A 16,387-nucleotide genomic window follows, 5' to 3' on the forward strand; every position below is an offset into this window, starting at 1 on the left:
CCGCCGGTTCGGGAACACAGGGAACAGGCCGGGCCACGGAACGTCCCGAAGGTGGCCAAGGTCTCAGCACGGAACCGTCACGGCCCGGCCTGCCCGCTCGGCGGCTCGCCTACCGTGGACGGATGTTCGCGACCCCCGACGAGTCCTACCGGCCCTCCCCCGACGGGCCGGCCGACTGCCCGCTGCCCGGCATCGTGACCGCCTTCACGCCCCGGCTGGCCGAGTTCGCCTTCGAGCCCGGCTTCGTGGCGGCGGTCGACCAGCACGCGGCGATGCTGCGCGAACTGCTGTACGCGCAGGGGCCGGAGCTCGCGCCCCGACCCCTGGACCGTGAGGAACTGTCGGACTACGCGCTGGGCTTCCTGGACGCGCTCACCGAGATCGGCTGGCGGGAGCCGGTCGGGTACGACTACGCCGTCACCCGGCTGACCGCGATCTGCTGGCTGGTGCGCGAGCAGGGCCTGCTCGGGGCGTGACGGCTGCCGGCCCTCAGCGGTCCTGACCGGGGTCGAGGCCCGCGGTCGGCGGGTGGCCCGGTCCGGTCTCGGTGGTCGGCCGCACCGGCTGGTTGGCCAGCGCGTCGGAGCGGCCGGCCTGGTAGGCGCTGCCGCGCAGCCGGGCGGTCTCCTGCTCGGCGTTGTCGAGCCACCGCTCCCAGCGCTGGCGCATCGGCATGATCAGGCCGCCGCCGACGCCGACCACCAGCACTCCGGTGATGGTGGCGAGCGCGGCGATCAGCACCGGCCCGGTGATCGCGGTCGCGATCCCGACCTGGCCGAGCGCCGCGATCACTCCGAGCGCCACGATGAATCCCCAGGTCACCGTCGAGACGGTGCGGCCGTACGAGGCGCCGGACAGCGCGGTGCCGACGATGTCGCGCACGGCGTTGGCGGGGGCCATCGCCACCACCACGATCGCGACCGCGACGATGGCCCTGGGGAGCCAGGCGACGATGCCGTGGATCATCGCGCTGATCGGGTTCGGGCCGAAGACGCCGAACGCCAGCTGCAGGGCCATCAGCAGGATCGCGTAGTAGACGATCTTGCAGATGATGCCGGTCATGTCGTACTTCGAGCCGCTCAGGTAGCGGGCCATCCCGGCCCGCTCGGCGACCCGCTCCGACCCGATCCGGCGCAGCACCCGGTCCAGGACCCCGGCGATCGCCCTGGCCACGATCCAGCCGATCGCCAGGATCACCACGAAGGCGATGAACTGCGGAATGACCTTGGCGATCTTGGACCAGGCCTGGGTGAAACCCGACCCGAAGTCGACGGAGAGTGCGAGCTGCTGAGCCACGGAGTCCTCCACCCGGTGACACTGCGCCAGGACGGCGCGGTCGACCCCCACCCTTCGTGGATAGCAGCACCCCGCCCCTCCCGCGCGCGCCCGGTCGGCCGGGATGCTTCCCTCGGGTGAACACCCCGGTCGTACGCCCGCGTACAGTGGCGGTCCGGGCCGGGGCCCGGGCGGTGACGTGTGACGGGTCGCGAGTGGCGGAGCTGGGCGGTGCAGAGGTGATCGGAAGCAGTACGGGCGCGGCCGCCCACGACGCGCTGCGCTGGCGGGTGCGCCCCCCGGCGGCCCGGGCCGCCGTCCTCGTCCTGCACGGTGGCGAGGAGCACAACCTCGCCCGGCCCCGCCCGCTGAACCTCCCGCTGCTGCGCATGCACGGCTTCATCCGCGCGCTGACCAGGGCGACGGCGGGCGCCGACATCGCCCTCGGCACCGTCCGCTACCGCCACCGCGGCTGGAACGGCGCCCGCGCCGACGCCGCCAGGGACGCCCACGCCGCGCTCGACGAACTCGCCGCGACCCTCGGCCCGGTGCCCACCGTCCTGGTCGGCCACTCCATGGGCGGCCGCGCCGCCCTGCGGGCCGGTGGCCACCCGGCCGTCACCGGCCTGGTCGCCCTCGCTCCCTGGTGCCCCGCCGAGGATCCCTGCGACCACCTCGCCGACCGTGACGTCCTGCTCCTGCACGGCGACCGCGACACGGTCACCCCACCCGCCGACACCCGCGCCTTCGCCGCCCGCAGCCGCGCCGCCGGCGCCCGCGTCTGCGGCTACACCGTCACCGGCAGCGGCCACGCCATGCTCCAGCGCATCCCCGACTGGCACCGCGCCACCGCCCGCCTCACCACCGCGCTCCTCGGCCTCCACGCCTTCCCCGCCGAAACCGCCTCCGCCCTCGCCCTCCCACCCACCTCCCCCGAGGCCCTCACCCTCCCCCTCCCCCGCCAGCCCCGCACCACCCCCACCCGGCCGACCCTCACCTGACCCCCGGGCGAGGCCGGTGCCGGAGCGGCCGCCGTCGGCGCGCCACCTCCTGCACCCACCACGCCCGGGGAGTGTTATGAACTCGGTGGACACCCTGCTGGCGCCCGGGCACGGCCGCCGCCGGCGGGCCCGCTACTCGGTGGGTGGGGTGGGGAGGCGGCCGGCGAGGAGGGCTCGGCCCAGGGGGGTGGGCCGGTGGATGACGGTGCGGCCGGTGCGGTCCTTGGCGGTGAGGCCGGAGTCGGCGAGGACGGTGGCGTGTTCGCTGGCGGAGGCGGTGGAGATGTCGAGGAGGCCGGCCAGGTCCTTGGTGGAGCAGGGGCCGTGGGTGGCGATGGCTTCCAGGGCGGCGGCGCGGGTCTGGCCGAGCAGGGCCGTGAGGGTGCGGCTGGGTGTGGGTTCGGACTCGGGTTGCAAGGGGCCGCTGATCCTCGCCGGGTAGAGGAGGACGGGCTGTTGGTGCGGGTCCTCGAAGCGGGCGATGACGGGGCGGCGGGGGCCGAACACGCAGGGCTGGAGCAGGAGCCCGCGGCCGTCCAGCCGGACGTCGTGCCGACAGCCGTTCGCGAGCGGGAAGCTGAGGACGGGGCGGCGCCAGGACACGGCCGGGTGCAGCGAGTTGAGCACCTGCTCCGGTTCGGTGATCCGGCGGCGGCGGCCGTGCTCGGTGGTGACGATGGTCTCGATCTGCCGCCGGTAGGGGTCGATCGCGCGGGTCTGGTACTCGGCGGTGACGTTGCCGAGCAGCTTCCTGGCCCGCCGGTCCCCCGCGGCGACGCCCCGGGCGAAGGCGCTCAACTGCCGTTCCCCGCCGACGGACCGCAGGTGGTCGCGGAGCGGTTCCTCGGGTGCGTCGGCGGTGGCGCTCTCGGTGGCGCCGGGGTCCCGGCGTACGGCGAGGAACTCCGGGATCGCCGAGGGGGTGTAGAGGTCGAAGAGCAGTGCGGTGCGCGGGTTCCAGGACGCCCGCAGCCGGTTGCGCCAGACCTGGAAGCGCGGGTCGCAGCGGCCGCTGACCAGGGCGTGGACACTGAGGGACAGCTCCATCGACATGTCGGGGCGCTCCGCGACCCGGATGCGGTCCAGGTCGTCCGTACCGAAGAGGATTCGCAGCACGGATGCGATCGTCACCCCGAGGGCGCCCGGTCCGCAAGACCGTTCGGCGAGAACCGAATCCATGGCGGAACGGGCCGCCCCCGGCGAGACTCGCCCCACCGGCGGGGGGTGCGGATGACGGACCGGGCCCGCCGCCGCGGGCGGGACCGTCCGTGAACGACCGGCACCGACCGGGCTCAGCCCAGGTCGGCGGCCGACTCCGCCACCACCCCGTAGAGGTCCCCGACCGTGGCGAGCGCGCCCCGGTGGATCTGGGCGGCGGTGAGCTCCGCGGCGCCGGACCGCAGCGGGCGGGTGGCGCAGGCGTCGGCGACGACGGTGGGGCGGTTGCCGCGCAGGAAGGCCCCGGCGGTGGTGAAGGCGACGCACATGTGGGTCATGAATCCGGCGATCACGACGTCCTGGTGTCCGGCCGCGTCCACCAGCTCACCCAGGTCGGTGCCGACGAAGGCGTCCGGCGCCTGCTTGACGACCACCCGCTCGCCGTCGGCGGGGGCGACGTCCGGGTGGATCCGCCCGACCTCGGCACGGACGTCGTACGGGGTGCCCGGGCCGCCGTCGTTGACGACGTGGATGACGGTGGCACCGGCAGCCCGGGCCCGGGCGAGCAGGTCGGCGCCCGCGTCGAGGGCCGCGCGCCAGCCGGTCAGTTCCATGACGCCGCGGGTGTAGGTGTTCTGGTAGTCGATCAGGAGCAGCGTCGCCGCGCCGAGCACGGCGGGCTTGTCGTCGAGGCCGTTGAGGGTGCGCAGAGTGGTGGTGGGCATGGCTGTACCGCCTTCGTCGCATGGAGGGGGTTTCGCAGGTCACGCCGGGTGCGGCCTGCCTCTGGAACGCTACGGGCGGGCTCGGCATGGCGGCAATGCCGTCTAGCATGCAGATTCCGACATCGAGGGGGCAGCGCGTGGAGAAGCGGCTGATCGTCATCGTCCTGTTCGAGGGCGTCGACCTGCTGGACGTCACCGGACCGCCGGAGGTGTTCTCGCTGGTCCGGCGGGAGACGGCCGACGCGACCGGCTACCGGGTGGTGCTGGCCGCCGCGACCACCGAGCCGGTCACCACGGCCGCCGGGGTGCGGATCCTGCCCGACCTGACCTTCGACCAGGCCGCCGCCGCGGGGGGCATCGACACCCTGCTGGTGCCGGGGGCCGTGGAGGTGGACGGCGGGCGGGTCCGCGCACTCACCGACCCGGCGGTGGTCGACCACGTCCGCACCCTGGCCGCCCGGACCCGCCGGGTCGCCTCCGTCTGCGTCGGCGCGCACCTGCTGGCCGCCGCCGGGCTGCTGGACGGCAAGCGGGCGACCACCCACTGGTCGACCGCGGCCCAACTCGCCACCGAGTACCCGAGGATCGAGGTGGACGCCGACCCGATCTTCATCCGCGAGGGCGAGGTCTGGACGGGTGCGGGCATCAGCGCCTGCCTGGACCTGTCGCTCGCGCTGGTCGCCGAGGACTTCGGCGAGGAGCTCGCCCTGCGGGTCGCCCGGCAGCTCGTGATGTACCTCAAACGCCCCGGCGGCCAGAGCCAGTTCAGCGTGCCGCTGGAGCCGGTCTCCACCACCCGACGGATCGAGGAGCTGCGCCACCACATCCTGCGCAACCTCTCCGGCCGGCTCACCGTGCCGGCCCTCGCGGCCCACGCGAACGTCAGCGAAAGGCAGTTGGTGCGGATCTTCAAGGCCGAACTGGGCACCACCCCGAGCGCCTACGTCGAGTCGGCCCGGGTCGAACTCGCCCGCCACCGGCTGGAGTCCGGCGACGACACCCTCGAACGCATCGCCACCGCCTGCGGGTTCGGCACCACGGACACCCTGGTGCGCGCCTTCCGCCGCCGCCTGGACACCACGCCGACGGACTACCGCCGGCGCTTCCGCACGGTCACGCCGCCGCCGGCCGGACGGTGAACGAGTACCGGGTCACGCCGCCGCCAGCCGGACGGTGAACACGGTACGGCCGGGCCGGCTGGCCGCCTCGACCGTGCCGCCGTGCGCCTGCACCACGGCCCGGACGATGGACAGGCCCAGCCCGGTCGAACCGGTGGCCCGGGAGCGGGCGCGGTCTCCCCGGACGAACCGCTCGAAGACCCGCTCCAGCAGCTCCGCCGGAATCCCGGGGCCCTCGTCGGTGACGCTCAACCCCACGCCGCCGGGCGTGCGTTCGAGGCACAGCTCGACCGCCGTACCGGCCGGGGTGTGGGTGCGGGCGTTGGCCAGCAGATTGGCCACCACCTGGCTCAGCCGGTGCTCGTCCCCGCGCACCAGCACCGGTTCCTCCGGCAGTACCAGGCGCCAGCGGTGGTCCGGCCCGGCCGCCCGGGCGTCGGCCACCGCGCCCAGCACGATCCGGGTGAGGTCCACCTCGTCCTCGGCCAGCGGGCGGCCGGCGTCCAACCGGGCGAGCAGCAGCAGGTCCTCGACGATCGCGCCCATCCGCAGCGCCTCGGCGTCGATCCGCTCCAGCGAGTGCCGCACCTCGGCGGGCACCTCGCCGGGGTGACACAGCGCCAGCTCGGCGTGGCCGCGGACGGCCGCCACCGGGGTGCGCAGCTCATGGCTGGCGTCGGCGGCGAAGCCGCGCAGCCGCTCCTCCACCGCGTGACGGCGGGCCAGCGCGTCGCCGACGTGGCCGAGCATCCGGTTGAGCGCCGCGCCGACCCGGCCGACCTCGGTGCGCGGATCGTCGTCCGGCACCCGTTCGGCGAGCATCACCTCGCCGCTGGCCAGCGGCAGTGCGCCGACCCGCTCGGCCATGCCGACCACCCGCCGCAGCGGGCGCAGCGAGAAGCCGACCCAGACCGCCCCGGCGGCACCGGCCGCGGTGACGGCGATCGCGAAGACGGTCAGCTCCAGGGTCTCCAGCCGCCCCACGGTCTCCTCGACGGGGTGCAGCGGGAGTCCGCAGAGCAGTACGTCGCCGTCCCGGCCGGCCACCGCGCGCACCCGGTAGCGGTGCAGCGTGCCGCCGAGGTCGAGGGTGCGCGCCGGGCCGCCGGGCGGCAGGGCGGCGAGCGTGCGCTGCTGGGCGGGCGAGAAGACGACCCGGTCGTCCGGGTCGTCGGGGTCGGGGTCGTCGGCGTCCCCATCGACGACCCCGGCGGCGGTGACCCGGCCGTCCAGGAGCCGTACGCCCAGGGTGCCGGGGGACTGACCCCGGGTGTCGGGCGCCGCGCCCGTACCCGCGTACTCCAGGCTCGCGGCGTAGCGGCCACCGGCCTCGACGAGCTGCTGGTCGAGCCGGTCGACCAGGAAGTGGTCCAGGGCGGCGGAGGTGGCGAAGCCGACGGCGGCGCAGGTGACCACCAGCAGCACCAGCAGGCCGGCGATCAGGCGGGCACGCAGGGTGCGGGGGAACAGCCCCTTCAGGAGGCGCACCGCACGGCTCACGGCGCGGCCTTGATCAGGTAGCCCGCGCCGCGCACGGTGTGGATCATCGGGCTGCGGCCGGCGTCCAGTTTCTTGCGCAGGTAGCTGATGTACAGCTCCACGATGTGCGCCTGCCCGCCGAAGTCGTAGGACCAGACCGCCTCCAGGATCTGCGCCTTGCTGAGCACCTGCCGGGGGTGGCGCATCAGGTGGGCGAGCAGTGCGTACTCGGTCGGGCTGAGCTCGATGGTCTCGCCGTCGCGGGTCACCTCGCGGGCCCGGTCGTCCAGGACCAGGTCGCCGAGCACCAGGGCGTGCGCGGGCGGGCCGCCCGGCCCGGCCGGCGGGGCGGCCCGGCGCAGCAGTCCGCGCAGCCGGACGACCACCTCGGCCAGGCTGAACGGCTTGGTCACGTAGTCGTCGCCGCCCGCCGCGATGCCCGCGATCCGCTCCTCGACGGCGTCCCGGGCGGTGAGGAAGAGCACCCGTACCTCGGGCTGCTCGGCGTGCACCCGGCGCAGCACCTCCAGGCCGTCGAGGTCGGGCAGCATCACGTCCAGCACCACGGCGTGCGGGCGCCACTGCGCCGCCTCCCGGACGGCCTCCAGGCCGGTGGTGGCGCCGCGCGCCTGCCAGCCCTCGTAGCGGACGGCGCCGCAGACCACCTCGACCAGGTCCGGTTCGTCGTCGACGACCAGGACGCGCCAGTCCGGGCGGTCGTCCGGGCGGTCGGCGGTGTCGTCCATCGTGCTCCCTCGGGTCGGCGGTGGGCGACGCCCATTCTGGCCCGCCGCGATGAGAAACCCGTGAGATCACCGAAGCTCGTTCGTGAGCCGTTACACCACTGCTGACCTGCGGAGATGCAACTCCGGGAGGGTACCGGGGCCGGCCTTCCTCAGAGGTGACTCAGAGCTTGCGGTGCGATCGTGGACCACCCCGGCGGGGCCGTGCCGCCGCCGGGAGTCGAGGAGGACCCCGATGACCACTGCCACCGCACCGAAGTCCCGGCCCGCACCCGCCGGCCCGCGCCACCGGGCGGCGGCCCACCCGCCGCTCGCCCTGCCCCCGAACGCGGCGCTCGCGATGATCGCCGCGGGGGCGCTCGGCGTGCTCGGGCTGTGGTGGGTGAACACCGCCTCGGTGGTCGGCGCGGCCGGGTGGCTGACCGGCGCCGGGCGGATCACCGGCCTGCTCGCCGGGTACGCCGCGCCCGTGCTGCTCCTGCTGATGGCGCGGCTGCCGCCGGTGGAGCGCGGGGTCGGCGCCGACCGGCTGGCCCGCTGGCACGCGTACGGCGGACGCTGGCTGGTCGCCCTGGTCGCGGTGCACGTGCTGACCGTGATCTGGGGCTACGCGCTCACCGACGGGCGCGGGCTGGTCGGCGAGGGCGTGGAGATCGTCTTCCACTACCCCGAGATGATCAAGGCCTCCCTGGGCACCCTGCTGATGCTCGGCACCGGCCTGGTCTCCGCCCGGGCGGCGCGCCGCCGGCTCTCCTACGAGACCTGGTACTACCTCCACCTGGCCACCTACCTCGCGGTGGCGCTCGCCTTCGCCCACCAGCTGGCCACCGGTGCCGACCTCGGCGGCGGACCCGGCCAGGCCGCCTGGTACGCGCTCTACTTCGGCACGGCGGCGCTGCTCGGCTGGTTCCGGCTGCTGCGGCCGTGGCTGCTCGACCGGCGGCACGGCCTGCGGGTGGCCGAGGTGCGACCGGAGGGCCCGGGCGTGGTGTCGCTGTTCCTGTCCGGCCGACGGCTGGACGAACTCCGCGCCGAGCCCGGCCAGTTCTTCCGCCTGCAGTTCCAGGCGCCCGGGCTGCGCTGGGCCGCCAACCCGTACTCGCTGTCCGCGCCGCCGCGTCCGGACTTCCTCCGCTTCACCGTCAAGGACCTCGGCGGGCACAGCGCCGCCGTCGCCGCGCTGCGGCCGGGCACCCGGGTACGGGCCGAGGGGCCGTACGGGGCGTTCACCGGTCGGCAGCAGCGACAGCGCCGGGTGCTGCTGCTCGGGGTCGGGGTGGGGATCACGCCGCTGCGGGCGCTGTTCGAGACCCTGCCGGGCGACGTCACGCTGGTGCAGCGGGCGCGACGGGCGGAGGACGTGCTGTTCCGGGCCGAGCTGGCCGAGGTCGCCCGGCGGCGCGGCGCGGTCGTGCACGAGCTGCTCGGCTCGCGGGAGCAGGTCGGGGACCTGGGCGCGGCGCTCGCGCGGCTGGTGCCGGGCCTGGCCGAGCACGAGGTGTACCTGTGCGGGCCGGAGGCCGTCGCCGAGGAGGCCGTGCGCGCGCTGCGGGCGGCCGGGGTGCGGGCGGGGCGCATCCACCGGGAGTCCTTCGTCTTCTGAGCCCGTCCCCACGGCCCCCGCCACCACCACACGTTCGAGTACCCGTTCCGGAGGAGTTGTCCTGCCATGCGCCGAGCCGTCGTCACCAGTGCCGCCACCGCTGCCGGGGTGGTGCTGTTGCTCTCGCTCAAACCGCACGAGGCGACCGGGTCCGCGCCGGTGATCAGCTCGGGGTCGGGCTCCGGGTCCGGGACCACCGGCGCCGCCGACACCTCCCCGGCCCCGTCCGCCTCCCCCGCGCCCGCCGCGGGTGGCGGCGCCACCCGGAAGGTCAGCGGGGACACCGTGAACACCCGGTACGGCCCGGTCCAGGTGCAGGTCACCCTCGCCGGCAGCCGGATCACCAGCGTCGACGTGGTCAAGTACCCGACCCAGGACCGCCGGGACCGCGAGATCAACGCCGACGCCCTGCCCGTGCTCAACCAGGAGGCGATCTCCGCGCAGAACGCCCGGATCGACGCGGTCAGCGGCGCGACCTACACCAGCGACGGCTACATCCGCTCGCTGCAGAGCGCCCTCGACCGGGCGAAGGGCTGAGGCTCCGGTGCTGCGGCACGCCGAGCCCGTGATGGGCACCGTCTTCTCGATCGCCGTCCGCGACCCCGGGCCGGACACCGCCGGGGCGATACGGCGGATCGTCGAGCGGCTGCACCGGATCGACGCGGTGTTCTCCACCTACCGGCCGGACAGCGACATCAGCCGGCTCGGGCGCGGCGAACTCGCCCCGGACGACTGCGACCCCGAGGTGCGCACGGTGCTCGCCGCCTGCCGCGAGGTGGCGGCCGAGACCGACGGCTACTTCACCGAACGGCCCGGCGGACGGCTCGACCCCAGCGGCTGGGTCAAGGGCTGGGCGATCGAGGAGGCCTCCCGGCTGTTGCGCGACGCCGGTGCCCGGCAGTACTGCGTCAACGGCGGCGGGGACGTCCAGACCTGCGGCGGACCGTGGCGGATCGGCGTCGCCCAGCCCGGGAAGCCGGGCATGATCGCCGCCGTACTGGCCGGCAGTGACCTGGCCGTGGCCACCTCCGGCACAGCCGAGCGCGGCGCCCACGTCCTCGACCCCCGCACCGGCCGCCCGGCGGACGGCCTCGCCTCGCTCACCCTGGTCGGCGCCCCGGGCACCGGCATCGCCCGCACCGACGCCTGGGCGACCGCCGCCTTCGCGATGGGCCCCGACCGCGCGCTGGCCTGGGCGGCCCGGCAGCCGGGCGTGGAGGCGCTCGCCGTACTGCCGGACGGGAGCAAGCGCTGGACGTCCGGGCTGCCCGGGCACCTCCCGCCCTCCGGGCCGACCGACTGGCAGCCGGCCGCCGCACACTGACCGGCCCGCGCCGACTCGGCTAGCGTGAGGCCCCGGGGGGCAGCCAGCCGGTCTGGATCAGGGTTCCGGACAGGTGCTTCTGGGTCACCCGGACCCCCCGGCCCGGCGGGAGGAGCCGGGGCGCCGCGAGTCCCAGGAGGGGGCCTTCGTCCCCGTCCCCGGAGAGCAGCACGCCGTGGGCCCCGTGGGTGCACACCGCGCGGAGGAACGGTTCGGTCGGACGGGCCCGGCCGGCGCCTTCGGAGCGGCGGGCGACGATCACCCGCAGTCCCAGTTCCCGGGCCTGCGGCAGGAACTCGACGAGGGGCGACAGGGGGTCCTGCCCGTTGGCGGTGACGAGGTCGAGGTCGTCCACGACGAGGAAGACGTCCTTGTGCCGCCGCCGGCCGGGCACGGTCTGCGGTACGTCCGGCGTACGGCCGGCGGCGGCCACTCGCAGGATCCGCACCAGGGTGTCCACACCCGACGCGCTCGACGCGTAGTGGACGAGGTACTCGGGTGGCACCTCGTGGATCAGCGTGCGGCGGAAGTCGGCGACCAGGAAGCCGACGCGGTCCGCGGGGTAGCGCTCGGTGAGCTGCTTGACCAGCAGCCGGAGAAGGGCGGTCTTCCCGGCCCCCTCGTCACCGAACACGGCGAACAGCGGGTCGGTGTCGAAGTCGACGAAGACCGGGGCCCCTTGGACCGCGTCCACTCCGATCGCCACGCCCCGGAGCGCGTCGCCGCGCGGGAGCCGGTCGGCGTCGACCACGGCGGGCGCGGCGGAGCCGCCCGGCGGCACGATGAGCGCCTCGGCCCAGCCGGGCCTGCGGAGTTGGCGGTCGTCCGCCAGGATCATCCGGTGCAGCCTCGCCACCACCGGACCGGGCGCGGCCCCGAACTCCTCCCGCAGCCCGGCCTGCAGGCGGCCGTAGGCCTCCAGTGCCTCGACCTGCTGCCCGCAGCGGTGGAGGGCGAGCATCAGCAGCGCGCACAACCGCTCGCGCAGAGGATCCTCGGCAACCAGCAGTTCGAGTTCCGTCACGAGCTCCAGGTGCCGCCCGAGCGCCAGCCCGGTGGCGTACAGGTCCTCGGTGGCCGCCATCCGCCGCTCGTTCAGCCGGGTGCGCTCCCCGGCGGCGTACGGCCCCGGAAGGCCGTCCAGCGCGGGGCCCTCCCAGAGGTCGAGCGCGGACCGCACCAGCGTGTGCGCCGTCGAGAGGTCGCCGGTCCTCTCCGCCGACACGGCCGTGGCGAGCCGCTGCTCGAAGACGGCCGCGTCGATCGAGCCCGAGAAGGCGTTCATCCGGTAGCCGCCGGCCACCGCCTGGAGGATGTCGGCCGAGCCGCGCGGCTCGGCGCCGTCGCCCAGAACGGAACGCAGCCGGAAGACGTAGGTGTGCACCGCCGCCACGGCCTGGGGTGGTGGCTGGTCGCCCCAGACGGCGTTGACCAGGCTCGCGGGGGAGACCGGCTCGGGGGAGTGCAGGAGCAGGGCGGCGAGGACCGCCTGCTGCTGCGGTGAACCGAGCAGGAGAACCGGCTGCTCGTCCCGCCAGACCCGCAGCGGACCGAGCAGCGAGTAGCGCAGCCGGGAGCGGACCGGTCCGACCAGGTCCCAGGCCCGTTCGTACAGTTCGTTGATCCGGAGCCGTTCCAGCTCGGCCGACGGCCCGGGCAGGTCGGCCAGCGGCGCGCCCTGCCAGAGGGCGAGTGCCTCCTGGGCGTGCCGTCGGGCCCCGGCCGGGTCGGCGGCCGAGTGCGCCCACTCGGCGCGTTCCACGGCCTGCTCGAAGAGGACGACGTCGATCTGGTCGGAGGCCACGGTCATCAGCCAGGTGCGACCGTCCGACAACTCCTCCAGCGCCACCCGGGAGGCCGTGGGCGAGTTGAGCACGCGCTGCAGCTCCTGCACGTGGAACCACACCGCGTCGAGCTCGGCGGCGGCCGGGTGCTGCGGCCGTACCGCCTCGATCAGGACCTCTGCCCGGACCGGACGGTCGCGGTACTTCAGCAGCGCGGCGAGCACCGCCCGCCGTTCCGGGGGCCCGAGGTCGACCGGCTCGTCCCCCCGCCAGGCCCGCACCTCCCCGAGCAGCGTGAACCTGAGCGGGAGTTCGGGCGTGCGGTCGGGCTGCCGCAGGACGCCCGAGTCGGCGATCCGCCTGGCGACCTCGGCGGCGGAGGACGGCCGTCGGCGCGGGCTCGGGTGCAGCAGGTCGCGGACGAGCCCGCGCAGGGCCTCGGGCATGCCGGTCTCCTGGAGCACGCCGCCCAGGGCGTAGAGGTCACCGGCCGGGTCGACCGGAACGGCCGGCCCGCCGAGGTGGATCCCGAAGTCGCAGAGGGCCGGGCTGCCGTCCGGGCGGATGAGGATGTTGGCGGGCTCGATCCGGCCGTGCGCGAGCCCCTGGCCGTGGAGGTACTCCAGCGCCTCGGCCACGCCGTGGGCGATCGCCGCGGCCTCGGACGGGGGCAGCGGGCCCGCGTCGAGCAGGCTCCTCAGGTCGGGTCCGTCGACGAACTCGTGGACCAGGTAGAGGCGTTCGGCATCGACACCGGCGCTGTGGCAGGCGACGAGGCCCGGGTGGTCGAGCTGGGCGAGCCGTGCGGACTGCGCCAGGAACTCGTCCGCGTCCAGGGCGGCGAGGCGGTCCCGGCCGACGGTCTTGACCGCGACCGCGACGCCGTCCCGCTCGTCCCTGGCCCGCCACACCTCGCTCTGCCGCCCCTGGGCGATCCGCTCGACCAGGCGGAAGCGCTGGGCGAGCAACGGCTGTTCGATCTCACGCCGCCGGTCGCCGCGCCAGCGGCCCTCGAACTCCCAGATGTGGACATGGGTGTCCCGGTCGCCGACCGACGCGAGCACGCAGCGGCGCTCGTCGCCGGTGATCCCGACGATCGTCCGAGCCCGGCCGGGGTCGACGACGGCGGCGGCGAAGAACTCGACGGTCGAGGGGTCGTCGGGCTGCCAGCGGTGCAGCCGTCCCGTCGGGTCGACGCCGACCAGGAGCGAGCGCCCGTCCGGCTGGGACAGCACGGTCATCGCCCAGGAGCGGTGGCCGCCGGGGAGGCCGGGCAGTTCCGGGGCCCCGGGGCTGACCCCGGGATTCCACAGGTGCATGACGCCGTGGGGATCCGCCGCCCAGATGTACTGATTTCCGTCCGGGTGGACGAGGGAGGCCAGGGCCGCCGGCAGTACGGGAAGGCCCGGCTGGTTCATCACGAGGGAACCGCCGTCGATGGACCAGAAGGTGAATCCGCCGTCGACGTCCGCCGTGCAGAGGTATGCGGCCGGCTGGCCGCTCACCTCGGTCAGGGCGACGATTTCCGGGCGGGGATCGTCGAGCGCCAGCGGCGGCTTGGCCTCCTGCCCGGTCGTCGTGTCGATGTAGTGGATCAGGCGGTCGGCTCCGTACACGGCGAGGAGGACCGTACCGTCGCCGCCCGGGTCCCGCACGGCCGCCATCGCCAGGGCCGGGCTGGGCAGTCGGAAGCTCCGGACGGTGGAGAAGGAGTCCCCCGACCCGGCCGCCCCGGTCAGGACGGCCAGTTGGGCGTCGAGCTGCCAGGCCGCCAGTTCGTCCGGGCGACGGGGCATCCGGTCGAGCAGGTGCTGGAACTCCTGGGCGTGCTCGATCCGCTGGTAGGCGTCGCCGAGTCGGTGGCGGACCTCCTCGCGCAGCTCGGCCTCGGTGAGGAAGCCGAGGGTGATGGTCGTCGCCGAGTCGAGGGAGCCCATCCCCTCGACCGAGTCTGCGGTGATGATCAGGCAGCCCGCTTCGGAGAAGTCGATCAGGTGGGCGAGTTCGCGGGAGTGGAAGGCGTCCGGCTGAAGACCGTCCACGACGATCAGCCAGTTCGGATGGTCTCCGACCAGTTCGCCCAGGAAGGCGGAGCGGTCCGCGCCGAGGGCGGTCCTCAGCCGGATGAAGCCGCTCGCCAGCGCATCGGCGGTGCGCCCGTCGATGCGGTGGACGAAGGAGTGACGGTCGCCGTGACGCCGGAGGTACTCCTGGACGAGGCGGCGCCTGCCCATGCCCGCGGCAGCCTCGACCACCACCAACCGGGTCTGCGTGCCACTCGGCGCGCATGCCTGCGCGAGCAGTCGGAGTTCACGCTCCCGGCCGATGATGCGGGGCGGGTCCGGAGGACTCACCACGGGCGGTACCGGTGTCAGCAGCTCCCGCCGGACCGCGGACCGAAGCCCCGCCACCTCGCCCAATGTCCTTGCCAGCGAGGCGTGCTGGCCGCCCGCACCGGCCAGCACCCGCGCCGCGACCTCCGCGAAGGGCCGGCTGCGCTCCGGCAGCGGGTGCCGGGCCTCCCCCGGCGAGGCGGCCAGGGCGCGGAAGTCGAGCGTTCCGCCGAAGGTCGCCGCGACCCGCCCCGAGACCTTGGCGAGCACCTGGTCCAGCACGCGTACCGACTCCGTCCGGGTGAGCTCCCCCAGCAGTTCCTCCCGTACGTCGTCGACGAAGTCGTACACCACCTCGTCCGGGTCGGCGGCCTTCGCCCGTACCTCGATCAGCCCGGACAGGAACAGCTCCGCCAGTTCCCGCTGCCCCGACTCCGGCACGGTCGCCCGCTGGACCAGCCGCATCACCGGCAGGCTCAGCGGAGCCGCCGCCAGGTGGCAGGCGAGCCGGTACGCGTTCGGGGAGCTGCCGGCCCGGAAGGCGGCGACCCGGTCGGCGGCGGTGCGCGGGGCGGAGGTCCGGGCACGCGGGCGCTGTGGGCGGGGGACGCCGCTGAGCGGCGCGGCGAGCAGGGGCGTCCAGCCGGCCGTACGGCCCGCGGTGAGATCGGCCCACGGGGCGAGCCAGTCGGCGTCGATCTCCAGCACCGGCAGCCAGCGCACCGCGGCCCGGGCCGCCGCCCCAGCCCTGCCGCGGGGGATGCCGGGCAGGGCGGTGTCGGTGCGCAGGACGGGGGCGGGCCGGCCGTGGGTGGCGGCCCTGGCCTCGACCGGGGCGGCGCGCAGGGCGGTGCGGTGCCAGAGACGGCGGGGCAGCACCTGGAGGGCGGCGGCCGGGCCGGTGGTGGTGGCGCGGGCGAGGAAGGGCACCAGTTCGCCGCCGTACCAGGCGGGTCCGACGCCGTCGGTCAGGACGAGCAGGATGCGGCGCCCGTGCGGGTCGGCGAGCGGGCGGGACCAGTTCCGGTCGGGAGCGGCGGGCGGTGGTGCGGCGGTGCGGCGGCGCCGGAAGGGGGTCAGGTGCGGGCAGTCCCGGTCGGTGTCGAGGGACCAGGTGCGCACCTCCTCGAAGGCACCGTGGCGTTCCAGCAGGGTGGCGAGCTCGCCCGCGAGGTCGTGCCAGACGGCCATGGTGGCACCGGTGTCGACCAGCAGGTCGACCGCGTACCGGGGCTTGGCCCGGTGCCAGACCGGCAGCAGGACACCGGCTTCAGCGGTGGCTGCCGCCGTGGCCTCCTCGTCGAGGTGCAACGGCCGGTGGGCGCCGGGGCGTTGGGTCAGCGGGCGGCGCAGCGGGCGCAGGGCGCGGGCGATCGCCAGGGCGCCGGGCAGAGCGGTGGGCCGGGTGACCTGGACGACCTCGGCGCCGCGGGCGACGGGCTTCGGCCGCTCGGTGCCCGAGGGGGCGCAGCGGGGGTGCAGTTCGACCGTGGGCTCGGGCTGCAGGGACGTGTCGGCGGGCGGTTCGGCGTCGGGCGGGCGGCTCGGCTCGGTGCGCTGGTGCGGCAGGGCGGGGTCGGGTTCCGGGGTCACGGGCGGCTGCGGCACCGGGAGCCGTTCGGCGGGCGGCTCGGGCGAGCCGTCGGTCACGGGTGCGAGGCCAGCCAGCCGGGAGATCCACAGCACGTCGGCGAGGTCCTGCGGGTCCGGCTGCTCGCCCTCGGGTGCCACGAGTGCGGCCAGTGCCCGGCGCAGCACGGAGCGCGCCGCCGCGTCCGCGCCCGTACCGGCCTCCCCGGCCGCTCCCGACTCCCCGCCCGTACCGAACGCGCCCACCGGCCGCC

General features: G+C 75.3%; 12 protein-coding genes. 6 read left to right on the top strand and 6 right to left on the bottom strand.

The genetic code is table 11. From position 1 onward, the window contains the following. The first annotated feature begins 122 nt into the window (after window positions 1–122). On the top strand, window positions 123–476 hold the full coding sequence (locus tag ACFV1W_RS30440; protein WP_380420479.1) for a DUF6401 family natural product biosynthesis protein: 354 nt from the start codon (window positions 123–125) through the stop codon (window positions 474–476). 13 nt (window positions 477–489) lie between these two features. Here the strand turns inward: ACFV1W_RS30440 and ACFV1W_RS30445 are convergent, their stop codons facing one another. After that, window positions 490–1,296: a hypothetical protein gene (locus tag ACFV1W_RS30445; RefSeq protein ID WP_380420480.1), complete on the bottom strand. Its 807-nt coding sequence runs from the start codon at window positions 1,294–1,296 to the stop codon at window positions 490–492. 218 nt (window positions 1,297–1,514) lie between these two features. Here ACFV1W_RS30445 and ACFV1W_RS30450 point away from each other — a divergent pair, with 218 nt between their 5' ends. After that, window positions 1,515–2,276: an alpha/beta hydrolase gene (locus tag ACFV1W_RS30450; RefSeq protein WP_380420481.1), complete on the top strand. Its 762-nt coding sequence runs from the start codon at window positions 1,515–1,517 to the stop codon at window positions 2,274–2,276. 132 nt (window positions 2,277–2,408) lie between these two features. On the opposite strand, the gene ACFV1W_RS30455 is transcribed toward ACFV1W_RS30450, so the two are convergent. Further along, window positions 2,409–3,392 (bottom strand): ArsR/SmtB family transcription factor, encoded by a 984-nt coding sequence (locus ACFV1W_RS30455; RefSeq protein ID WP_380420482.1) that lies wholly within the window; start codon window positions 3,390–3,392, stop codon window positions 2,409–2,411. A 176-nt stretch (window positions 3,393–3,568) separates the two neighbouring features. After that, window positions 3,569–4,159, bottom strand: coding sequence for an isochorismatase family protein (locus tag ACFV1W_RS30460; RefSeq protein ID WP_380420483.1), 591 nt, complete (start codon window positions 4,157–4,159; stop codon window positions 3,569–3,571). A 107-nt stretch (window positions 4,160–4,266) separates the two neighbouring features. Between ACFV1W_RS30460 and ACFV1W_RS30465 the strand changes: the two genes are divergently transcribed. After that, on the top strand, window positions 4,267–5,298 hold the full coding sequence (locus ACFV1W_RS30465) for a GlxA family transcriptional regulator (protein WP_380420484.1): 1,032 nt from the start codon (window positions 4,267–4,269) through the stop codon (window positions 5,296–5,298). 12 nt (window positions 5,299–5,310) lie between these two features. Here the strand turns inward: ACFV1W_RS30465 and ACFV1W_RS30470 are convergent, their stop codons facing one another. After that, on the bottom strand, window positions 5,311–6,756 hold the full coding sequence (locus ACFV1W_RS30470) for a sensor histidine kinase (RefSeq protein WP_380420500.1): 1,446 nt from the start codon (window positions 6,754–6,756) through the stop codon (window positions 5,311–5,313). 17 nt (window positions 6,757–6,773) lie between these two features. Next, window positions 6,774–7,502: a response regulator transcription factor gene (locus ACFV1W_RS30475; protein ID WP_380420485.1), complete on the bottom strand. Its 729-nt coding sequence runs from the start codon at window positions 7,500–7,502 to the stop codon at window positions 6,774–6,776. Between the two features lie 232 nt (window positions 7,503–7,734). Here ACFV1W_RS30475 and ACFV1W_RS30480 point away from each other — a divergent pair, with 232 nt between their 5' ends. The 3 genes from ACFV1W_RS30480 to ACFV1W_RS30490 all read left to right on the top strand — a co-directional run bounded on the left by ACFV1W_RS30480 (window position 7,735) and on the right by ACFV1W_RS30490 (window position 10,426). Further along, window positions 7,735–9,102 carry a ferric reductase-like transmembrane domain-containing protein gene (locus tag ACFV1W_RS30480; protein WP_380420486.1) on the top strand — a complete coding sequence of 456 codons (1,368 nt, stop codon included), beginning with the start codon at window positions 7,735–7,737 and terminating at the stop codon, window positions 9,100–9,102. A gap of 66 nt (window positions 9,103–9,168) precedes the next feature. After that, the gene (locus ACFV1W_RS30485) at window positions 9,169–9,639 is read left to right on the top strand and encodes an FMN-binding protein (RefSeq protein WP_380420487.1); all 471 of its coding nucleotides are present in this window, start codon (window positions 9,169–9,171) and stop codon (window positions 9,637–9,639) included. A 31-nt stretch (window positions 9,640–9,670) separates the two neighbouring features. Further along, window positions 9,671–10,426 carry an FAD:protein FMN transferase gene (locus ACFV1W_RS30490; RefSeq protein ID WP_380420501.1) on the top strand — a complete coding sequence of 252 codons (756 nt, stop codon included), beginning with the start codon at window positions 9,671–9,673 and terminating at the stop codon, window positions 10,424–10,426. Between the two features lie 19 nt (window positions 10,427–10,445). Here the strand turns inward: ACFV1W_RS30490 and ACFV1W_RS30495 are convergent, their stop codons facing one another. Next, window positions 10,446–16,379 (bottom strand): SAV_2336 N-terminal domain-related protein, encoded by a 5,934-nt coding sequence (locus ACFV1W_RS30495; protein ID WP_380420488.1) that lies wholly within the window; start codon window positions 16,377–16,379, stop codon window positions 10,446–10,448. Between the last annotated feature and the right edge of the window lie 8 nt (window positions 16,380–16,387).

The organism is Kitasatospora sp. NPDC059648, assembly GCF_042734825.1.
Classification (GTDB): Bacteria; Actinomycetota; Actinomycetes; order Streptomycetales; family Streptomycetaceae; genus Kitasatospora.

Excerpts from the sequence above, each read along its gene's own strand:
- ACFV1W_RS30440 (WP_380420479.1), top strand. The coding sequence starts at position 123 with ATGTTCGCGACCCCCGACGAGTCCTACCGGCCCTCCCCCGACGGGCCG.
- ACFV1W_RS30460 (WP_380420483.1), bottom strand. The coding sequence starts at position 4,159 with ATGCCCACCACCACTCTGCGCACCCTCAACGGCCTCGACGACAAGCCC.
- ACFV1W_RS30465 (WP_380420484.1), top strand. The coding sequence starts at position 4,267 with ATGCAGATTCCGACATCGAGGGGGCAGCGCGTGGAGAAGCGGCTGATC.
- ACFV1W_RS30475 (WP_380420485.1), bottom strand. The coding sequence starts at position 7,502 with ATGGACGACACCGCCGACCGCCCGGACGACCGCCCGGACTGGCGCGTC.
- ACFV1W_RS30480 (WP_380420486.1), top strand. The coding sequence starts at position 7,735 with ATGACCACTGCCACCGCACCGAAGTCCCGGCCCGCACCCGCCGGCCCG.
- ACFV1W_RS30485 (WP_380420487.1), top strand. The coding sequence starts at position 9,169 with ATGCGCCGAGCCGTCGTCACCAGTGCCGCCACCGCTGCCGGGGTGGTG.
- ACFV1W_RS30490 (WP_380420501.1), top strand. The coding sequence starts at position 9,671 with ATGGGCACCGTCTTCTCGATCGCCGTCCGCGACCCCGGGCCGGACACC.